Origin of the sequence: Streptomyces sp. NPDC058371 (assembly GCF_042723265.1) — a bacterium.
In the GTDB taxonomy this organism is placed as follows: Bacteria; Actinomycetota; Actinomycetes; order Streptomycetales; family Streptomycetaceae; genus Streptomyces.
This window is the reverse complement of the sequence record NZ_JBHXJC010000009.1, coordinates 26,702-45,891: the sequence shown is the minus strand read 5'-3', so window position 1 is coordinate 45,891 and position 19,190 is coordinate 26,702. Positions and strand designations below refer to the sequence as shown.

Here is a 19,190-nt window from a genome sequence, read left to right as displayed (position 1 = left end):
CGGGGCGGCTCCCTCAGGTCCGGTAGAGGGCGTCGATCTCGTCCGCGTACGCCGCTGTCACCGCGTGGCGCTTGAGTTTCAGGGACGGGGTGAGCAGCCCGTTCTCCTCGGTGAACTCGCCGGGGACCAGGGCGAAGTCGCGGATGGACTCGGCTCGGGACACCGCCTCGTTGGCGTAGTCCACGGCCTTCTGGACGGCGGCATGCAGGCGGGGGTCGCGCACGAGGTCGGCCTGGGAGGTGTCGGCCGGCAGTCCGCGCACGGCGAGCCAGTGGGTCACGGCCTCCGGGTCCAGGGTGATCAGGGCGGCGATGTAGGGGCGGTTGTCGCCGACGACGAGGCACTGGCCCACGGGTGACCGGCTGCGCAGCCGGTCCTCCAGGACGGCCGGGGAGACGTTCTTGCCGCCGGAGGTGACGAGGATGTCCTTCTTGCGGCCGGTGATGGTGAGGAAGCCGTCCTCGTCGAGGGAGCCGAGGTCGCCGGTGGCGAACCAGTCGTCGCTCAGGACGGCGTCGGTGGCCGACGGGTTGTTCCAGTACGCGCCGAAGACGACCTCGCCCCTGACGAGGACCTCGCCGTCCTGCGCGATACGGATCGCGGTGCCGGGGATGGGCAGGCCCACCGTGCCGGGGCGGGGTGTCAGCGGCGGGACGATGGTGGCCGCGGCGGTGGTCTCGGTGAGGCCGTAGCCCTCGTAGACGATGATTCCGGCCGCGGCGAAGAAGAGGTTGAGGTTGCGGTCGAGCGGGGAACCGCCGCTGATGGCGTACCGCATGCGGCCGCCGAGCTCTTTGCGGATACGGCGGTACACCAGCAGGTCGTACAGGGCCCAGGCCGCGTAGAGGCCCGGGCCGGGGCCCTTGCCGCGGCCGAGGAACTTGTCGAGGTAGGCCTCGCCGAAGCGGACGCCGATGCGGTCGGCGCGGTCGAAGGAGGCGCCGCGGCCGATCTTCTCGGCGGTCGCGCGGCCGGTGTCGTGGATCTTCTCGAAGAGGTACGGGACGCCGACGAGGAAGGTGGGGCGGAACTCCCGTAGCGCGGGGCGTAGTTCGTCGGGCTTGAGGGTCGGGCAGTGGCCCAGTTCGATGCGGGCCATCAGACAGGCGATCTGGAGTGAGCGGCCGAGGATGTGGGCGAGCGGGAGGAAGAGCAGGGTCGAGGCGATCTGGCCGGTGACCGCCTGGAAGATCGGGTGCAGCAGCTCGACGGTGTTCGCGGCCTCCGCGTGCAGGTTGGCATGCGTCAGGACGCAGCCCTTGGGCTGTCCGGTGGTGCCGGAGGTGTAGCAGATGGTGGCGACCGTGTCGAGGGTGAGGGCGGCACGGCGCTTGGTGACCTCGGCGTCGGGTATGTCCCGGCCCAGGGCGACGAGTTCGGGCAGCGCACCGGCCTCGATCTCCCAGATGCGCGGGGGTTCGGGATGTCCGGCGGTGCCGGTGGTCACCGCGGCCGTGTTCTCCGGGGTCTCCGTGAAGACGAAGCGGGCGCCCGAGTCCCCTACGATCCACTCGATCTGGTCGGGGGACGAGGTGGCGTAGACGGGGACGGACTGGCCGCCGGCGGCCCAGACGGCGAAGTCCAGGACCGTCCACTCGTAGCGGGTGCGGGACATCACGGCGACCCGGCCGCCGGGTTCGAGACCGGCGGCGATCAGTCCCTTGGCGGTGGCGGTGACTTCGCGGGCGAAGGCCGCCGCGGTGACCGGGCGCCAGGTGCCGCCCTGCTTGCGGCGCAGTACCACGGCCTCGGGCGTCTCGGCGGCGTTGGTGAAGGGCAGGTCGGCGGTGCTGCCGGTGGTGACCCTCGGGGCCAGCGGGCCGGCGCGCACCTCGCGGACCGTGCCGGTGTCGTCCCTGATCAGCTCGATCTCGCCGCGGGCCGCGAGATCGGTGCGCTGCTGTGCCCGTTTCAGGTCCTTGCGTACGCCCATGACGGCTCCCGGTCCCAGGGTGTTGAACGAGGGTCAACTTACCGAGGCGTAACGGAAATTCAATGGGTTGTGCGGGGTCGGTTCAGGTGGTCGCGGGCGCGGCGGGCTTCTGCTCCGGGTCCAGCACCTTGCGTGTGACGCGCTCGGCGATCGCCGCCACCAGGGTGCGCGGGCGGCGGGGGTTCAGGTGGGCGCCGAGTGCGTTGCCCAGCCCCGGGGTGACGTACGCGCGGTCGCGGTCGAGGGCGCGCAGGGCCGCGCGAACGACCGGTTCCGAGGTGGTGAAGGTGCCCGCCAGCGCGGCCCTGCGGGTGCCGATCGCCTCGAAGAAGTTCGTCTCGACCGGGCCGGGGCACAGGGCCGTGACCCGGATGCCGCGTCCTCGGTACTCCTGGCGCAGCGCCAGCGAGAAGTTGAGGACGAACGTCTTGGTGGCGCCGTAGACCGCGAAGTACGGCGACGGCTGATAGCCCGCCGTGGAGCCGACATTGAGGACGGCACCGGAGCCGCGCTCCAGCATGCCGGGGAGCACGGCGTGGGTGAGGTCGACGAGGGCGACGACGTTGACCATGATCTCGTCGTGCTCGCGGCGCGGGTCGATCTCCTCGAAGCGGCCGCAGGTGCCGAAGCCGGCGTTGTTGACCAGCAGGTCGACGGTGAGACCGCGGGCGGCGAGGGCCTCGGCGACGCGGTCGGCGGCGTCGGGCTCGGCGAGGTCCTGGGGCAGGACGTGCGCCTGTACGCCGTGCGCCGTACGCAGCCGGTCGGCCAGTTCTTCGAGGCGGTCCCGGGAGCGGGCGACGAGGATCACGTCGTGGCCGCGGGCGGCGAGCTGGGTGGCGAACTCGGCACCCAGTCCGGAGGAGGCACCGGTGATGAGGGCGGTGGATGTGGCGGTCATGGCTGTTCCCCTTCAGAAGGTCGGGGCGAAGACGAGCCGAACGTCTAACTAAGACACCACTGTAGCTCTTATTCTATTAATTGCAACATCACTGATGCAGATAACAAGGGAATGGCGACTCCGGCGTATCATCTACGTCCAGTGGGGTCAGGAACCGACGGAGTGGAGGAGTCCATGGGCCGAGCACTGCGGGCCGATGCCGAGCGCAGTGTGCGCGCGATTCTGGAGGCGGCCGAGCGGGTGCTCGCCGCCGATCCGGGCGCGTCCATGGAGCAGATCGCCGAGGCCGCCGGGGTGGCCAGGACGACGGTCCACCGGCGCTTCGCCAGCCGGCAGGCGCTGATCGAGGCGCTCGCCGAGTCAGCTGTACGGCAGCTCGCGCAGGCCATCGAGGACGCGCGGCCCGACACCACGCCACCGCTGGTCGCCCTGCATCGCGTCACCGCCAACGTGCTGCGGATCAAGGGGGCTTGGAGCTATGCGCTGGGGCAGCCGACCGACGAGGGCGGCGCCGCCGCGGCGGGCTGGGACCAGCTCGGGGCGCGCTGCCTCGAACTCCTGGGACGGGCCAGGGACGAAGACCTGCTCGACCCGGCCGTGGACCTGGAGTGGGTCCGCCGCGTCTACTACGCCCTGATCGGCGAGGCCCTGCACGGCGACGAGCGGCCGGACCCCGATCCCGACACCCTGGCGACGCTCGTCGTCGACACGCTGCTGCACGGCGCCGGGCGGCGGCCCGGCGCCGTCTGACTCAGCGCTTCAAGCGGGTCGCGGTTTCGATGGCGTCGGCGAGCTCGCGTACCGCCCTGTCCTCGGACCTGTTCGCCAACTCGTCGGCGTGGGCGCCGAGTTCGCCCAGGGGGAGGCTGCCCGGGAGGCGCGTCCAGCGGTTGTCCCCATGGCGCAGGGCGTCGGCGAAGTACGCGGCCGTGGCGGCGAGCCGCAGTCCCGGGGAGGACGACGTCCACAGGTCGTCGCCGAGGGAGGACGCCTCCAGCCGGCCGGTCTCCTCGTGCGGGGCGCGGCTGCCCGGGTCGAGCCAGCGGATGCTCGCGGTGGCGAGGTGGCCGGCGGCGCCGGGAGCGGTGCGGACGAGGTAGAGCGCGGTGACCGTGTGGCCCGGGCCCACCTCGCCGCCGTCCACCCGGTCGTCCCGGAAGTCCTCGTCGGCGACCTGCCGGTTGTCGTATCCGATGAGCCGGAACTGCTCGACCGTCCGCGGGTCGAAGGCGACCTGGGCCTTGGCGTCGCGGGCGGTGAGGTCGATGTTCTTCGGGAGCTCCTCGCAGAACACGGTGCGGGCGTCGTCGCGGTTCGAGACGTACGTCGTGTGGCCGTCGCCCTTGTCGGCGAGGCGCTCCATGAGGGAGTCGCCGTACTCGCTGCCCACGCCGACGCCGAAGAGGGTGATGCCGTGCGTCCGGCGGGCGTCGGAGATGCGTTCCAGGATGCTGTCCGCGTCGGTGTCCCCGGTGTTGGCGAGTGCGTCGGAGAGCAGGACGACGCGGTTGGTGGCACCCTCGCGCACGCCCTTGACGGCCGTGTCGTAGCCGGCCCGCACGCCCGCGCCGAGGTTGGTCGAGTTGGTGGGCTCCAGACGGTCGATCGCACGGTGGACGCGGCCGCGGTGGCCGTCGAGCCGGGTCATCGGCAGGACGGTCTCGGCCTCGTCGCTGAAGGTGACGATCGCGACCGAGTCGTCGCCGCGCAGCCGGTCCGTCATCACGTCGAGGGAGTCCTTGGCGAGGTCGAGCCGGCCCGGCTCCCCCATGGAGCCGGAGACATCGATGACGAAGGTGAGGGCGGCCGGCGGGCGTTCCCTCTCGTCGTGCGCCGCTCGGGTGGCGAGGCCGACGCGGACCAGCGACCAGCCCTTCTCCTCCGTGCGGGCGCCGTCCACGGTGACCGAGAAGCCGTTGCCGTCCGGGCGTTCGTAGTCCTGGCGGAAGCTGTTGACGAACTCCTCGGGGCGGACGGTCGACGGCTCGGGCAGCCGACCGTCGGCGAGGGTCCGGCGGGCGAAGCCGTACGAGGCGGTGTCGACGTCCAGGGCGAAGGTGGAGAGGTAGTCGGGGGACGGCGCGACCTCACGGCCGGCGTCGCCCGTCTGCTCGCCCTTCTGTTCCTCCTGGGCGGAGCCCGAGGTCCCGTCCGGGGCGGGCAGCGGCAGCGTACGGCCGCCGGACTTGTCCGAACCGTCGGAGGAGTTGTCGTGGCTGCCGCCGCTCCCGCTGCAGGCGGACAGCAGCAGGCCGCCCGCGGCCGTGAGGGCGACCAGCGCGCCGCGCAGCCGCCGTATTCGGTACCGCTCCATCTGTGCCCCCTCGTGTCAGCTGACGCCGTCGTCTGTGACTGTGACGGCCGAGGGGGCCCGGATGTGCGCTACAGGGCGTTGCGGATGGATCTCGAAGCGGCCACGACAGGCGGCCGTTGAGACCGGTAGGTGACCCTCCGGAGACCTACGACACGATGTCTTTTCGCCGGAAACCGCGGAAGGCCAGGGCGAACAGCACGAGCGCGTACGTTACCGAGACGGCCGTGCCCTGGATCATGCCGCCCCACTCCGGGTTCGGCTGGACGGCGTCGGCCCAGGCGAACTGCCAGTGCGCGGGCAGGAAGTCGCGCCAGTCGCCGAGGGCGGTCACCGCGTCCAGCACATTGCCGACGATCGTGAGGCCCACGGCGCCGCCGACCGCGCCCAGCGGGGCGTCCGTCCGCGTCGACAGCCAGAACGCGAGCCCGGCGGTGACCAGTTGGGACACGAAGATGTACGCCACCACGATCAGCAGGCGCTGCGTCGCGGTGCCCGTGGACAGCGCGCCGCCGGTGGGGATCTCCAGTGGCCCCCAGCCGTAGGCCGCCGTACCCACGGCCAGCGCCACGATCGGCAGCAGGACCATCGCGGCCAGGCTGAGGCCGAGCGCGACCACCAGCTTGGACCACAGCAACCGCGCCCGGGGAACGGGCGACGCCAGCAGATACCGCAGTGAGGACCAGCTCGCCTCGGAGGCGATCGTGTCCCCGCAGAACAGCGCGACGGGGACGACCAGGAGGAAGCCGGCGGACACGAACAGGTTCACCGCGGCGAAGTTCGCCCCCGACGCGGTGGCCGTGTCCATCAGGGTCACCTGGCCGTTGCGCGAGCCCGGCTCGCCGCCGATCGCGAAGGCGACGACGAGGACGAAGGGCAGCAGTCCGAGGACCGCCCCCATGACGAGGGTGCGGCGCCGCTTCAACTGCCGTACGAGCTCGACGCGCAGGGGAAGTGTCCGCCGCGCGCGGTACCCGTCGGCCGTCTCGGTCCGCTCGACGAGCGTGCTCATGCGGAGCCTCCGATCAGGGTGAGGAAGGCGTCTTCGAGCCGGCGGTTGGGGCCGACCGATGCCACCGGGACTTCGAGCCGGACGAGCTCCACCACGAGGTGCTGTGCGCTGCCGCCGGGCTCGAGGCGGACCACCAGCCCGTCCTCGGTGCCCACGGCCGAGAGCACGCCGGGCAGCGCGGCGACCTTCTCGACCACCGGCTCCTCCACGCGTGAACCGGTGCCCACCAGGAGGGTGTCGCCGGAGCCGATGATCTCGGCCACCGGGCCCGCCTGGACCAGCCGTCCCCGGTCCATGACCACCAGATGCGTGCAGGTCTGTTCGACCTCGGCGAGGAGGTGGCTGGAGACGATGACGGTACGGCCCGCCGCTGCGTAACGGATCATGACCTCGCGCATCTCGCGGATCTGGGGCGGGTCGAGGCCGTTGGTCGGCTCGTCCAGGATCAGCAGGTCCGGCAACCCCAGCATGGCCTGGGCGATGGCGAGCCGCTGGCGCATGCCCTGGGAGTACGTGCGGACCGCGCGGGCCAGCGCGTCACCGAGGCCCGCGATCTCCAGCGCCTCGGCGAGGTGGGCGTCCTCGGGCGGGCGTCCGGTGGCCTGCCAGTACAGCTCCAGGTTCTCGCGACCCGTGAGGTGCGGGAGGAAGCCGGCGCCCTCGACGAAGGCACCGACCCGGGAGAGCACCGGTGCGCCCGGCCGGATCGCGTGTCCGAAGACGCGGATCTCGCCGTCGTCCGGCTTGATCAGGCCCATCAGCATGCGCAGCGTGGTCGTCTTGCCCGCGCCGTTCGGCCCGAGCAGGCCGAGGACCTGGCCCTTCTCCACGCGCAACGACAGCTCCCGGACCGCGTACCGGTCCGCCGACCTGGCGTACTTCTTGCTCAGGTCCGTGATCTGCAGCGGGACTTCGGCCAGCTCGGGGTCGGGCGGTCCCGCGCTCGTCCGGCGGCGGCCGGTGAGCAGCAGGGCGAGGGCGACCAGAGCGCCGGCCAGCGGCAGCCACCACACCCAGGCGGGCAGCGGTGCGGCCGCGGTCGTCACGCCGGGGGCGGTCGGCACCTGGAGGTCGCCCTTCAGCGAGACCGTGTAGGTGGCGGGGCTCACCGGTGATGCGTAGCCGAGGTCCGTCGAGGCGACGACCAGGCGCAGCCGGTGGCCCTTCTGCACCTCGTGGTCGATGGCCGGCAGGGTGAGCTCGACGTCCTTGCCGGCCTTCGCGCCCTCGACCCGCACCGGCGTCACTAGCTGTGAGGGCAGCACCTGCCGGCTGCCGTCAGGACCGACGTCGTAGACCTTCCCGAAGAGCACCGCGTCGTCGCCGGTCGACTTCACGTGCACCGTGGCCGTCGGTGAGCCGGTGATCCGCAGGTCCTCGGCGACGGGGGCCGACTCGAACTTCGCGTACTGCCCGGGGAAGTCGAGCGAGACGCCCACGCCCAGGGACGAGAGCTGTGACAGGCCGCCGGAGCCGCCGAAGCCGGGGAGGGCCGAGATGGCGGGCGGAGACGCGCCCGCCGGATTCCGGAAGCTCTGCTCGCGGCCGGCCAGCGAGACCGCGCGGCGTCCGCTCTCCAGGCCCGGATACGTGTCCCCGCTCGCGCCTCGCAACTGCGCGGCGCCGTCGGTGGAGTCGATGCCTCCGGTGCGGGTGACGCGGAAGGCGGGGCCCGTGTCCGCGTTCTTGTCGTCCTTCAGATAGCGGTCGAACCAGGAGGTGACCCGGGCCTGGACGCGGCCGGTCTCCATGTCACCGCCGTCGTGGCCGCCGGAGATCCAGTCGACGTCGACGGGCGCGCCGTTGGCCCGGATCGCCTTCGCCGTCGCGTCTGCCTGGCCGAGCGGGAAGAGCGAGTCGGTCTGCCCCTGCACCAGGAGGGTCGGCACCTTGATGCGGTCGCCGACGGCCGACGGGGACCGGGCGTCGAGCAGCGCGCGGGCCGCCGCGTCCGGCTTCCCGGCCTCGGCGACCCGGTTGTACATGGCGCACAGTTGCGCCTCGAAGCGGTCGCAGCCGCCTCCGGAGCTGATGAACAGGCCGGCCCAGAGCTTCTTGAAGACACCGTTCGGGAACAGGGCGTCCGCCAGATTCCAGTACGTGATCTCGGGGGCGATCGCGTCGACCCGCTGGTCGTACCCGGCGGCGAGCAGCGAGACCGCTCCGCCGTACGAGGCGCCGCTGACGCCCACGCGTGGGTCGCCGGCCTTGTCGAGCTGCACCTCCGGGCGCTCGGCCAGCCAGTCGATGAGCTTCGAGGCGTCGGCGACCTCGCCCTTGGGGTCGTTCAGCCCGATCTTGCCGGTGGACTTTCCGAATCCGCGGGCCGACCAGGTCAGAACCGCGTACCCGTCGCGGGCGAGTTGCTCCGCCTGGCTGCGGACGTCGTCCTTGCTGCCGCCGAAGCCATGGGCCAGCAGCACGGCCGGGCGGCGGCCCGAGCCCGCGGTGAAGTACGACGTGTCGATCCTCACACCGTCGCCCACGGACATGACTCTGTCGGCACGGTGCACGGGTGGGGCCTCGTCCGAGGCGACAGCCGTCCACGTACCGGCGCCGGCGAGCACGACCACGGCGGCCGCGGCGGCGATCCACCGGCGCGGCCCCCGCAGCGCGGTTCGGGGCAGTCGAAGATCCATGCGTCAACGGTAAAGGCCCGCACCGACAACCGATGCAGCCACCGGGTTGAACCCACCGCCCTCCCCTGGGAGTACGGTCGCGGCCGCGTGTACCGCAGCCGTGGTACGAACGCCCCATGGAGATTCGCCGCGCCACCACCGTCGACGAACTGGCCGCCGCCGAGCACCTCTTCGACCACCCCGTACGGCCCGAGTGGGCCCGGCGCTTCCTGGACACGCAGGGACACCATCTCTTCCTCGCCCACGAGGAGGGGGAGGGCCCGGTGGCGTTCGTGAGCGGTGTGGAGACGGTGCATCCCGACAAGGGAGCCGAAATGTTCCTGTACGAGCTGGCGGTCGCCGAGCCCTACCGGCGGCGGGGCACCGCACGCGCGCTGATCCGGACGCTGGCCGCCCTCGCCCGCGAACGCGGCTGCTACGGGATGTGGGTCGGCGTCGACACCGGAAACGACGTCGCCCTCGCCACCTACCGCAGCGCGGGTGGCAAGGACGACGGCACGTGCACCGTGATGACGTGGGACTTCAGCTGACGCCGGACAGAGCCTCGTCCTGCCCGTCCTCCGGGATCGACACCAGCCAGCGGGTCTCGCGGCGCGGGCGCAGGTAGAAGGCCCAGTAGAGGGTGGCGACGGCCGTGATGCCGCCGGTCCACAGCAGGTAGCCGGTCTCCTGCTGACTGAGGATGTAGGCGAGGACGCCGATCAGCAGGACCGGCACCGCGGGCCACAGCGGCATGCGCCAGGCGGAGGTGTGGGCGTGCTTGCCGCGCCGGGAGAGCAGCGCGGCGACCGCGACGAGCAGGTACATGCCGGTGACGGAGACGCCCGTGACGCCGTACAGGGTGTCCAGGTTCACGAAGCACAGCAGCGCGCCGGGGACGCCCACGAGCAGCGTGGCGACCCAGGGGGAGCCGAAGCGGCCGAGGCGGGAGAGGCCCCGGTTGACCGGCTCGGGCCAGGCCTTGTCGCGGGCGGAGGCGAACAGGACGCGGGAGTTCTGGATGACCATGACGATGCCCGCGTTGATGATCGCGAGGGCCACGCAGAGGCTGACGAACGTACCGACGGCGGAGTTGGACCAAGCGGTGACCATGCTGCTGATGTCACCGCCGGTCAGGGCCGAGAGGTCCGGGGCGCCCATGGTGATCGCGACGACCGGCACCAGGATGATCACCGTCGAGATGGCGAGGGTGGCCAGGACCGTGCGGGCGACGTTGCGGCGCGGGTTCTCCAGCTCCTCGGAGAGATAGACGGCGGTCGAGAAGCCCTGGGTGATGAAGAGGGCGATGGCGAGCCCGGAGACCACCAGCATGGCCGTGACGGTGTCCGTGTGGCCTCCGGAGCCCGCGACCTGCATCGAGGTGAGGCTGCCGAGGCCGCGCTCGCCGTGGGAGAAGCCGAGGACCGCCACGACGGCCGCCGCGATGACTTCGAGGACCAGGAAGACGCCGGTGATCCAGGCGTTGGCCCGCAGGTCGAGGAGGCCGGCGAGGGTGGCGAGCAGCATCACGCCGGCGCCCGCCATCGAGGGGTTCAGATGCACGATCGGCGCCAGGTAGTCCGCCGTGCCCATGGCGATCACCGGCGGCACGATCATCACGACCAGCAGGGAGAGCACGAAGACCAGCCAGCCGGCGAGGCGGCCGGCCATCGTCGAGACCATGGCGTACTCGCCGCCCGCGCTGGGGATGAGGGTGCCCAGCTCCGAGTAACAGAACGCCACGGCGATACAGAGGACCGAGCCGATGGCGATGGTGAGCGCCGTCGCGGTACCGAGGGACGAGAAGAGATCGGGCACGACCACGAAGAGCGTGGAGGCGGGGGTCACGCAGGAGAGCGTCAGCAGGGTGCCCCCCACGATTCCGATGGAACGCTTGAGCTGAGGGCTGCCGGAGGCCGTGGGGGCGGCGTCCAGGACGGCGGTCTCGACAGGGCGGAGCGTGTCGGTCATGAAGCGGTTCCGATCGACTCGTGCGTCAGGTGATTCGGGCGGGAGCGTTATCGCCTCCGGCGGCTCGTGTCGTACATCTCTCATCCGCTCCCGGCGCTGAATGGAACCCCGACGAAAACCATCACGTCAATGGCTGTTTACCTACGGAATCCGCAGTTCGGAAGCGACTCAGGTCACATCGCTTTCCCAGGCTTTGACGCCCCTATGTGGCAATCATCAAGACCTGTAGGAATGTGACCTTGCTTTCGAAGGTCATTGAGCGAGAACCCCTGCGTCATCCGTTTCATCCCGTCTGAACGGGAACCGTTGCGGGGGCATGAAAAAAACGTGCAGCCGTCCGCAATGCGGACGGCTGCACGGGCGTTTCCGAGCACGCTCAGTGGTTGCGCGGGAACCCCAGGTCGACGCCGGTCGGGGCCTCGGACGGGTCCGGCCAGCGGGTGGTGACGACCTTGCCGCGGGTGTAGAAGTGCGTCCCGTCGTTGCCGTAGACGTGGTGGTCGCCGAAGAGGGAGTCCTTCCAGCCACCGAAGGAGTGGTAGCCCACCGGCACCGGGATCGGCACGTTCACGCCGACCATGCCCGCCTCCACCTCCAGCTGGAAGCGGCGGGCGGCGCCGCCGTCCCGGGTGAAGATCGCGGTGCCGTTGCCGAACGGCGAGGCGTTGATGAGGTCGAGGCCCTCCTCGTACGTGTCCACCCGCAGGACGCACAGCACCGGGCCGAAGATCTCGTCCCGGTACGCGTCCGAGGTGACCGGCACCCGGTCGAGCAGCGAGAGGCCGATCCAGTGGCCGTCCTCGAAACCCTCGACCGTGTATCCGGTGCCGTCCAGGACGACCTCGGAGCCCTGGTCGGCGGCGCCCCGCACATAGGACGCCACCTTGTCGCGGTGGGCGGCCGTGATCAGCGGGCCCATCTCGGACGCCGGGTCGTTGCCGGGACCGATCTTGATCTTCTCGGCGCGCTCGCGGATCTTCGCCACGAGTTCGTCGCCGATCGCGCCCACCGCGACGACCGCGGAGATCGCCATGCAGCGCTCACCGGCCGAGCCGTACGCGGCCGAGACCGCGGCGTCGGCGGCCGCGTCCAGGTCGGCGTCCGGGAGGACCAGCATGTGGTTCTTGGCGCCGCCCAGGGCCTGGACGCGCTTGTGGTTCGCGGCGGCGGTGGTGTGGATGTGGCGGGCGATCGGGGTGGAGCCCACGAAGGAGACCGCGGCGACGTCCGGGTGCTCCAGCAGACGGTCGACGGCCACCTTGTCGCCGTGCACGACGTTGAAGACGCCGTCGGGCAGGCCCGCCTCGGCGAGCAGCTCGGCGATCTTCATCGACGCCGAGGGGTCCTTCTCGGACGGCTTGAGGACGAACGTGTTCCCGCACGCGATGGCCATCGGGAACATCCACATCGGCACCATGGCCGGGAAGTTGAACGGCGTGATGCCGACGACGACACCCAGCGGCTGGCGGATCGAGGACACGTCGACCCGGGAGGCCACCTCGGTGGACAGCTCGCCCTTCAGCTGCACGGTGATCCCGCAGGCCAGATCGACGATCTCCAGGCCCCGGGCGACCTCGCCCAGCGCGTCCGAGTGCACCTTGCCGTGCTCGGCGGTGATCAGCTCGGCGATCGCGTCGCGGTTGGCGTCCAGCAGGGCGCGGAACCTGAAGAGGATCGCGGTCCGCCGGGCGAGCGAGGAGGTGCCCCAGGTGGCGTACGCCTCCTTGGCGGCGGCGACCGTGGCGTCCACCTCGTCGGCGGTCGCGAAGGCGACCTTCGTGGTGACGGCGCCGGTCGCCGGGTCGGTGACCGGCCCGTACGTACCCGACACGCCTTCGGCGGGCTTCCCGCCGATCCAGTGGTTGACGATCTTCGTCATGCCAGTAACTCCCTCACAGATGGCGGCGTCGGGTGGAGACGTGCCGGTCGTACTCGTCGCGCGCCTTGACCGCCGACGGTCGGGTCGCGGTCTCGGCCACAGGTACATCCCACCAGGCCTGGGCCGGAGGCGCGCCCGACACTGTGTCTGCCGTTTCGGTCTCCACGTAGACACATGTGGGAGTGTCCGCGGCCCGCGCCTCGGCCAGCGCCGCCCGCAGCTCACGGACGGTCTTCGCGCGTAGGACGCGCAGGCCCAGGCTGGCCGCGTTGGCGGCCAGGTCGACGGGCAGCGGAGCCCCCGTGTACGTACCGTCGGCGGACCGGTAGCGGTACGCGGTGCCGAAACGCTCGCCGCCCACCGACTCCGAGAGCCCGCCGATGGACGCGTAGCCGTGGTTCTGCAGGATGAGCACCTTGACCGGGATGTTCTCCTGGACCGCCGTGACGATCTCCGTCGGCATCATCAGATAGGTGCCGTCGCCGACCAGCGCCCAGACGGGACGTCCCGGCGCCGCCATCCGGACGCCGATCGCGGCCGGGATCTCGTAGCCCATGCAAGAGTAGCCGTACTCCACGTGGTACTGGTCGCGGGAGCGGGCCCGCCACAGCTTGTGCAGGTCGCCGGGGAGCGAACCGGCCGCGTTGATGAGGATGTCCTCCTCGTTCACCAGCGCGTCGAGTATGCCGAGGACCTGCGGCTGGGTGGGCCGGATGTCGGGGTCCTCCGCCTCGTACGCGGCGTCGACCCGGTACTCCCAGCGCTCCTTGTCGTCGGTGTACTCGGTGACGTACGCCGGCTCGACGCGGTGGCCATGCAGCGTGAGGGCCTCGGTGAGCTCTTCGAGTCCGGCGCGCGCGTCCGCGACGAGGGTCTGTCCGGACAGCTTGTGGGCGTCGTACGGCGCGATGTTGAGGTTCAGGAAGCGCACGAACCGGTTGCTGAAGAGGGTGCCCGAGGCGGTGGTGAAGTCCGTGTAGCGGGTGCCGACGCCGATCACCAGGTCGGCGGTGCGGGCGAGTTCGTCGGCGGTCGCGGTGCCGGTGTGGCCGATGCCGCCGACGTCCTGGGCGTGGTCCCACCGAAGGGACCCCTTGCCCGCCTGGGTCGAGGCGACCGGGATGCCGGTGGCCCCGGCGAGCTCCGCCAGCGCGGTCTCGGCGCGGCTGTGATGGACGCCGCCGCCGGCCACGATGAGCGGCCGACGGGCCTCGCGGACCGCCCGTACCGCGGCGGACAGCTCGGCGGAGTCGGGCGCGGGACGCCGGACGGTCCAGACGCGCTCCGCGAAGAACTCCTCCGGCCAGTCGTACGCCTCCGCCTGCACGTCCTGCGGCAGCGCCAGCGTGACCGCGCCCGTCTCGACGGGGTCGGTGAGCACCCGCATCGCCTGGAGCGCGGCCGGGATGAGCGCCTCGGGGCGGGCGATCCGGTCGAAGTACTTCGACACCGGGCGCAGACAGTCGTTGACCGACACATCGCCCGCGTACGGCGCTTCGAGCTGCTGGAGCACCGGGTCCGCGGCGCGGGTGGCGAAGATGTCGCCGGGCAGGAGCAGCACCGGGAGGTGGTTGACCGTCGCGAGGGCGGCGCCGGTGACGAGGTTGGTGGCGCCGGGACCGATGGAGGTGGTGACGGCGTGCGTCGACAGCCGGTTGGACTGCCGCGCGTACCCCACCGCCGCGTGCACCATGGCCTGTTCGTTGCGGCCCTGGTGGTACGGCATCTCGTCGCCGTACTCGACGAGGGCCTGGCCGATCCCCGCCACGTTCCCGTGGCCGAAGATGCCCCAGGTGGCGCCGATCAGCCGCTGCCGCTCTCCGTCCCGTTCCGTGAACTGGGCGGTCAGGAAACGCACCAGCGCCTGCGCGACCGTCAGCCGGGTCGTCGTCCGTGGCGCCTTCGCCGTCGGCTCTGTCATCGGTACCCCTCCGTGTGCTCCGGGTGGAAGCAGATCCGCCATTCCCGCTCCTTGCCCGGTCCGGCCATCACGTTCAGGTAGTACATCGTGTGGCCGGGCTGGGCGATGGAGGGGCCGTGCCATCCGTCGGGGACGAGGACGGCATCGCCGGTGCGGACTTCGGCGAGGACGTCGGATCCGCCCTCACGCGAAGGGAATACGCGCTGATACCCGAAACCGTTCGGACCGTCGATCTCGAAGTAGTAGATCTCCTCCAGCTCGGTCTCCTGCCCCGGCCGGTGCTCGTCGTGCTTGTGGGGCGGATACGAGGACCAGTTGCCGCCGGGAGTGATGACCTCGACGGCGATGAGCTGGTCGCAGTCGAAGGCGTCGGCCGAGGCGAAGTTGCGCACCTGGCGGGCGCAGGTGCCGCTGCCGCGGTCTTCGACGGGAACCTCCGGCGCGGGGCCGTAGCGGGCGGGGAGTCGGCGCTCGCACTTCGCTCCTGCCAGGGCGAAGCGGCCTCCCGCACCGGAGGCGATCAGTGCCCGGGCGTCACGGGGCACGTACACGAAGTCGCTGACTCCGCTGAACACGCTGTCCCTGCCCAGGATTTGGAACTCTTCGCCCTCTGTCCGCACGGTACAACCGCCCTCGAGGGGAAGCACGATCCACTCGCTGTCACCCGTGGTGAACGTATGGGTATTCCCCGGGGCGAGTTCGATGACGCGCAGGCTGCAGTGGGTCCAGCCGGCGCGCTTGGGGTCGATGTCGACGGCGTACAGCGGGCCGGCGGACGCGCCCTTGCGGACGTACAGCTCGTTGCTCGTCATCCTGTCCTCACAGAAGTCCTACGGCGGTGTCCACCGCGGCGGTCACGTCCCCGCCGGCCGGGTACAGCAGGGAGCGGCCGACGACCAGGCCCTGCACGGTGGGGAGTTGGAGCGCGCCGCGCCACTTCTCGTACGCGCCCTCCTGGTCCTCGCCGACATCGCCGCCGAGGAGCACGGCGGGCAGCGTGGAGGCCTCCATGACGCGGGCCATGTCGTCGGGGTTCTCGGTGACGGGCACCTTCAGCCAGGTGTACGCCGAACTGCCGCCCAGACCGCTCGCGATGGCGATCGACTTGGTGACGGCCTCCGCGCTCAGGTCGTTGCGCAGCGCGCCCGTGGCGGGGTCGCGCCGGCAGAGGAACGGCTCGACGAACACGGGGAGCCGGCGCTCGGCCATCTCGTCGATGGTCCGTGCGGTGGACTCCAGGGTGCGCAGTGAGCCCGGGTCGTCGTAGTCGATCCGCAGCAGCAGCTTGCCCGCGTCGAAGCCGAACCGTTCGATGTCCCGCGGGCGGTGGCCGGTGAAGCGGTCGTCCAGCTCGAAGGCGGCGCCGGCCAGTCCGCCCCGGTTCATCGAGCCGAGGACGACCTTGTGGTCGAGGGCCCCGAGCAGGAGCAGGTCGTCGAGTATGTCGGCGGTGGCGAGGACGCCGTCGACGCCCGGTCTGCTCAGGGCCAGACAGAGCCGCTCCAGGAGGTCGGTGCGGTTCGCCATGGCGAACTTGCGGTCGCCGACGGCCAGGGCGCCGCGCGCCGGATGGTCCGCGGCGATGATCATCAGCCGGCCGCTGTCGTTGACGAGGGGTCGGCGGGGGCGCCGGGCCGCCGCCTCGGCGATGGCTTCGGGGTGGTGGGCGCGGGTGCGGACGAGGTCGGCCAGGTCGACGCCCTTCCGGTCCCGGACGGCGTCGGCCTGGGTGCCGCCGCCTGCCCCGTTGGCCTTGGGGCCGCCTTCCCCGTACGGCGTCGGGTCGCCCCCTTCCCGGTACGGCGAGGTGTCGTCCCCTTCGTGTCGCGCTCCCCCGACGGGTCCCGCCCTCACCGCACCGCTCCTGCTGTGAGCGCGTCCTCGACCTCGTCCGGGGTCGGCATCGCCGAGGAGCACTCCAGCCGGGACGCGACGATGGCGCCCGCGGCGTTGGCGTACCGCATGACGCGTTCCAGCTCCCAGCCGGCGAGCAGGCCGTGGCAGAGGGAGCCGCCGAACGCATCGCCTGCGCCGAGGCCGTTGAGGACCGTCACCGGGAGGGGCGGCACCTCGGCGGACGTGCCGTCGCGGTGCACGGCGAGGACGCCCTTGGGGCCCTGTTTGACGACGGCGAGTTGGACACCGGCCTTGAGGAGCTGCTCGGCCGCGGCGTGGGGCTCGCGCTCGCCGGTGGCGATCTCGACCTCGTCGATGTTGCCGACGGCGACCGTGGTGTGGCGCAGGGCCTCGGTGTAGAAGGGGCGGGCCGACTCGGGGTCGGCCCAGAACATCGGGCGCCAGTCGAGGTCGAAGACCGTCGTACCGGACCGCGCGCGGTGGGCCAGCGCGGCGAGCGTCGCCGTACGGCTGGGCTCCTCGCTCAGGCCGGTGCCCGTCACCCAGAAGATGCGCGCCGAACGGATGGCGTCCAGGTCGAGTTGGTGCGCGTCGATCTCCAGGTCGGGAGCCTTGGGCTGCCGGTAGAAGTAGAGCGGGAAGTCGTCCGGCGGGAAGACCTCGCAGAAGGTGACCGGCGTCGGCAGCCCGGCGACGGGTGTGACCCAGCGGTCGTCGACGCCGAAGTCGCGCAGCTGTTCGTGGAGGTACGTGCCGAAGGGATCGTCACCCGTCCGCGTGATCACCGCCGTACGCCGGCCGAGCCGGGACGCGGCCACCGCGACGTTCGTCGCCGACCCGCCGAGGAACTTCCCGAAGGACGACACCCGGGCCAGCGACACGCCCGTCTGCAACGGGTAGAGGTCCACGCCGATCCGCCCCATGGTGATCAGGTCGTACGCCATCGAGTTCCCTTCGCTTCGGCTGTCCCCAGGTCTAGCCCCGCGCAGGGAGCCCTGTCAACGTTTTGTCCAGACATTCGGACCAGCCCTTGACACCTCTCCTGAGCGGTCGGAAGCTGACGCCCATGACGTCGTTGTCACCTCAGTCCTCACTGTCCCGTATCCGGATCGGTTCGGCTCCCGACTCCTGGGGCGTCTGGTTCCCGGACGACCCTCAGCAGGTGCCCTGGCAGCGCTTCCTCGACGAGGTCTCCGAGTCCGGTTACGAGTGGATCGAGCTGGGCCCGTACGGCTATCTGCCCACCGATCCGGCCGTCCTCAAGGAGGAGACCGCGCGGCGCGGGCTCACGGTCTCGGCCGGCACGGTCTTCACCGGGCTGCACCGGGGGCCGGACGTCTGGGACGCCACCTGGGCGCACGTCTCCGACATCGCGGCGCTCACCCGGGCGATGGGCGCCGAGCACCTCGTCGTCATCCCCTCCTTCTGGCGGGACGACAAGACGGGCGCGGTGCTGGAGGACAGCACGCTGACGCCGACCCAGTGGCGCAATCTCACCGCCCAGACCGAGCGTCTCGCCCATGAGGTGCGGGAGCGCTACGGGTTGCGGATCGTCGTCCACCCGCACGCCGACACCCACATCGACAGCGAGGAGAACGTCACCCGATTCCTCGACGCGACCGACTCCTCGCTCGTCTCGCTGTGCCTGGACACCGGGCACTACGCGTACTGCGGCGGCGACAACGTCAAGCTCATCGAGACCTACGGCGAGCGCATCGGCTACCTCCACCTCAAGCAGGTGGACCCGCTGATCCTGGCCGAGGTCCGGGCGAACGAGGTGCCGTTCGGGCCGGCCGTGGCCCGCGGCGTCATGTGTGAACCGCCTTCCGGCGTACCGGCGTTGGAGCCCGTGCTCGCCGCCGCGCAGCAGCTCGACGTCGACCTCTTCGCGATCGTCGAGCAGGACATGTACCCGTGCCCCCCGGACAAGCCCCTGCCGATCGCCCGGCGAACCCGGTCCTTCCTGAGGTCCTGCGGGGCGTAGGGGTTCCACGGGACGGTGGCTGACGGCGGGCGGCCCACGGGGCCCGCCCGCTGGGCCGGCCCACGGGGCCGGCCCACGGGGCCGGCGCCGTTCGCGCGGGCGCCGCGGTCGGGGCGGGCGCAATCCTCGGTGCGGGCGCCCCGCTCGTCACGGTCGGTGTGGGCGTCACGGTCGGCGCGAGGGCCACGGTCGGCGCGGGCGCCCCGCTCGTCGCGGCCGTCGCGGCCGTCGCGGGCCGCTCACGGTGGCAATTGCGTCACCCGTGTCACAAAGAACCCCCTTCTGTCACACATGTCGCGTGTACGCGGGTCTTGGGTCACACCCGGGCGACAGGCACTTCCTCCTGGTCACTCTGTGTCGTTCAGCGGGCACAGGCTTTGTGATCGCCAGCGCAGCGCCCGGCTCCCCCGACGGCCACCCCCGGCCGCCGCTGCGGCGCGCGTAGGGAGGTGCCACTCATGACCGACCGTAGGCTCTGGTCGTACAAGGAGATCGCGGCGCACATCAAGGTGCAGCCGGACACCGTGCGTTCGTACCGCAAGCACGGTCTGCTGCCGCCCCCCGACCATGTGGAGGGCGGAAAGCCCTATTGGTACGCGGACACCGTCAGGGCCTGGGTCGCCTCCCGGCCCGGCAACCGCGGCCGCAGATACGACTGACGGATCAACCACGCCGGCGCCGTGCCCCTCGACCTCGGGGCTCGGCGCCGCCTCCGTCTCCGTCTCCGTCTCCGTCTCCGGAGCGGAGAGCCTCAGCGGGGCGCGCCACCGGGGGTGTCAGCGGAGCGCGTGTCACCGGAAGCG

At 71.4% G+C, this 19,190-nt stretch carries 15 protein-coding genes; 4 read left to right on the top strand and 11 right to left on the bottom strand.

The features are described 5' to 3' along the window. Positions 1–13 precede the first annotated feature (13 nt). The gene (locus ACFWM2_RS24825) at positions 14–1,933 is read right to left on the bottom strand and encodes an AMP-dependent synthetase/ligase (RefSeq protein WP_383283857.1); all 1,920 of its coding nucleotides are present in this window, start codon (positions 1,931–1,933) and stop codon (positions 14–16) included. Between the two features lie 82 nt (positions 1,934–2,015). Further along, a complete protein-coding gene (locus tag ACFWM2_RS24820) occupies positions 2,016–2,834 on the bottom strand; it encodes an SDR family NAD(P)-dependent oxidoreductase (protein ID WP_383283854.1) in 819 nt (272 codons plus the stop codon). A gap of 174 nt (positions 2,835–3,008) precedes the next feature. Here ACFWM2_RS24820 and ACFWM2_RS24815 point away from each other — a divergent pair, with 174 nt between their 5' ends. After that, complete coding sequence (locus tag ACFWM2_RS24815) at positions 3,009–3,584, top strand: TetR/AcrR family transcriptional regulator (RefSeq protein WP_383283851.1); 576 nt, start codon at positions 3,009–3,011, stop codon at positions 3,582–3,584. A 1-nt stretch (position 3,585) separates the two neighbouring features. Here the strand turns inward: ACFWM2_RS24815 and ACFWM2_RS24810 are convergent, their stop codons facing one another. The 3 genes from ACFWM2_RS24810 to ACFWM2_RS24800 form a co-directional block, all read right to left on the bottom strand. Then, a complete protein-coding gene (locus ACFWM2_RS24810; protein WP_383283848.1) occupies positions 3,586–5,148 on the bottom strand; it encodes a von Willebrand factor type A domain-containing protein in 1,563 nt (520 codons plus the stop codon). Positions 5,149–5,293: 145 nt separating this feature from the next. After that, positions 5,294–6,157 (bottom strand): ABC transporter permease, encoded by an 864-nt coding sequence (locus ACFWM2_RS24805; RefSeq protein ID WP_383283845.1) that lies wholly within the window; start codon positions 6,155–6,157, stop codon positions 5,294–5,296. Then, positions 6,154–8,796, bottom strand: coding sequence for an alpha/beta fold hydrolase (locus ACFWM2_RS24800; RefSeq protein WP_383283842.1), 2,643 nt, complete (start codon positions 8,794–8,796; stop codon positions 6,154–6,156). Before ACFWM2_RS24800 ends, ACFWM2_RS24805 begins: the two co-directional genes overlap by 4 nt. A 116-nt stretch (positions 8,797–8,912) precedes the next feature. Between ACFWM2_RS24800 and ACFWM2_RS24795 the strand changes: the two genes are divergently transcribed. Further along, positions 8,913–9,326, top strand: coding sequence for a GNAT family N-acetyltransferase (locus ACFWM2_RS24795; RefSeq protein ID WP_383283839.1), 414 nt, complete (start codon positions 8,913–8,915; stop codon positions 9,324–9,326). Here the strand turns inward: ACFWM2_RS24795 and ACFWM2_RS24790 are convergent. The 6 genes from ACFWM2_RS24790 to iolC form a co-directional block, all read right to left on the bottom strand. After that, positions 9,319–10,746 (bottom strand): APC family permease, encoded by a 1,428-nt coding sequence (locus ACFWM2_RS24790; protein ID WP_383283836.1) that lies wholly within the window; start codon positions 10,744–10,746, stop codon positions 9,319–9,321. The genes ACFWM2_RS24795 and ACFWM2_RS24790 overlap by 8 nt on opposite strands. Before the next feature lie 376 nt (positions 10,747–11,122). Beyond that, positions 11,123–12,625 (bottom strand): CoA-acylating methylmalonate-semialdehyde dehydrogenase, encoded by a 1,503-nt coding sequence (gene mmsA, locus ACFWM2_RS24785; protein WP_383283833.1) that lies wholly within the window; start codon positions 12,623–12,625, stop codon positions 11,123–11,125. A 13-nt stretch (positions 12,626–12,638) separates the two neighbouring features. After that, positions 12,639–14,546, bottom strand: a complete 1,908-nt coding sequence (gene iolD, locus ACFWM2_RS24780; protein ID WP_383283830.1) for a 3D-(3,5/4)-trihydroxycyclohexane-1,2-dione acylhydrolase (decyclizing) — start codon at positions 14,544–14,546, stop codon at positions 12,639–12,641. Then, positions 14,543–15,358: a 5-deoxy-glucuronate isomerase gene (iolB, locus tag ACFWM2_RS24775; protein WP_383283827.1), complete on the bottom strand. Its 816-nt coding sequence runs from the start codon at positions 15,356–15,358 to the stop codon at positions 14,543–14,545. Before iolB ends, iolD begins: the two co-directional genes overlap by 4 nt. A gap of 7 nt (positions 15,359–15,365) precedes the next feature. Further along, on the bottom strand, positions 15,366–16,400 hold the full coding sequence (locus tag ACFWM2_RS24770; protein WP_383283824.1) for a deoxyribose-phosphate aldolase: 1,035 nt from the start codon (positions 16,398–16,400) through the stop codon (positions 15,366–15,368). Beyond that, a complete protein-coding gene (iolC, locus tag ACFWM2_RS24765) occupies positions 16,397–17,347 on the bottom strand; it encodes a 5-dehydro-2-deoxygluconokinase (protein ID WP_383283821.1) in 951 nt (316 codons plus the stop codon). Before iolC ends, ACFWM2_RS24770 begins: the two co-directional genes overlap by 4 nt. A gap of 122 nt (positions 17,348–17,469) precedes the next feature. Between iolC and ACFWM2_RS24760 the strand changes: the two genes are divergently transcribed. Together ACFWM2_RS24760 and ACFWM2_RS24755 are read left to right on the top strand one after the other, a co-directional pair. Further along, positions 17,470–18,387: a sugar phosphate isomerase/epimerase family protein gene (locus ACFWM2_RS24760; protein ID WP_383283818.1), complete on the top strand. Its 918-nt coding sequence runs from the start codon at positions 17,470–17,472 to the stop codon at positions 18,385–18,387. Between the two features lie 458 nt (positions 18,388–18,845). After that, a complete protein-coding gene (locus ACFWM2_RS24755; protein ID WP_362510202.1) occupies positions 18,846–19,046 on the top strand; it encodes a MerR family transcriptional regulator in 201 nt (66 codons plus the stop codon). Positions 19,047–19,190: the final 144 nt, after the last annotated feature.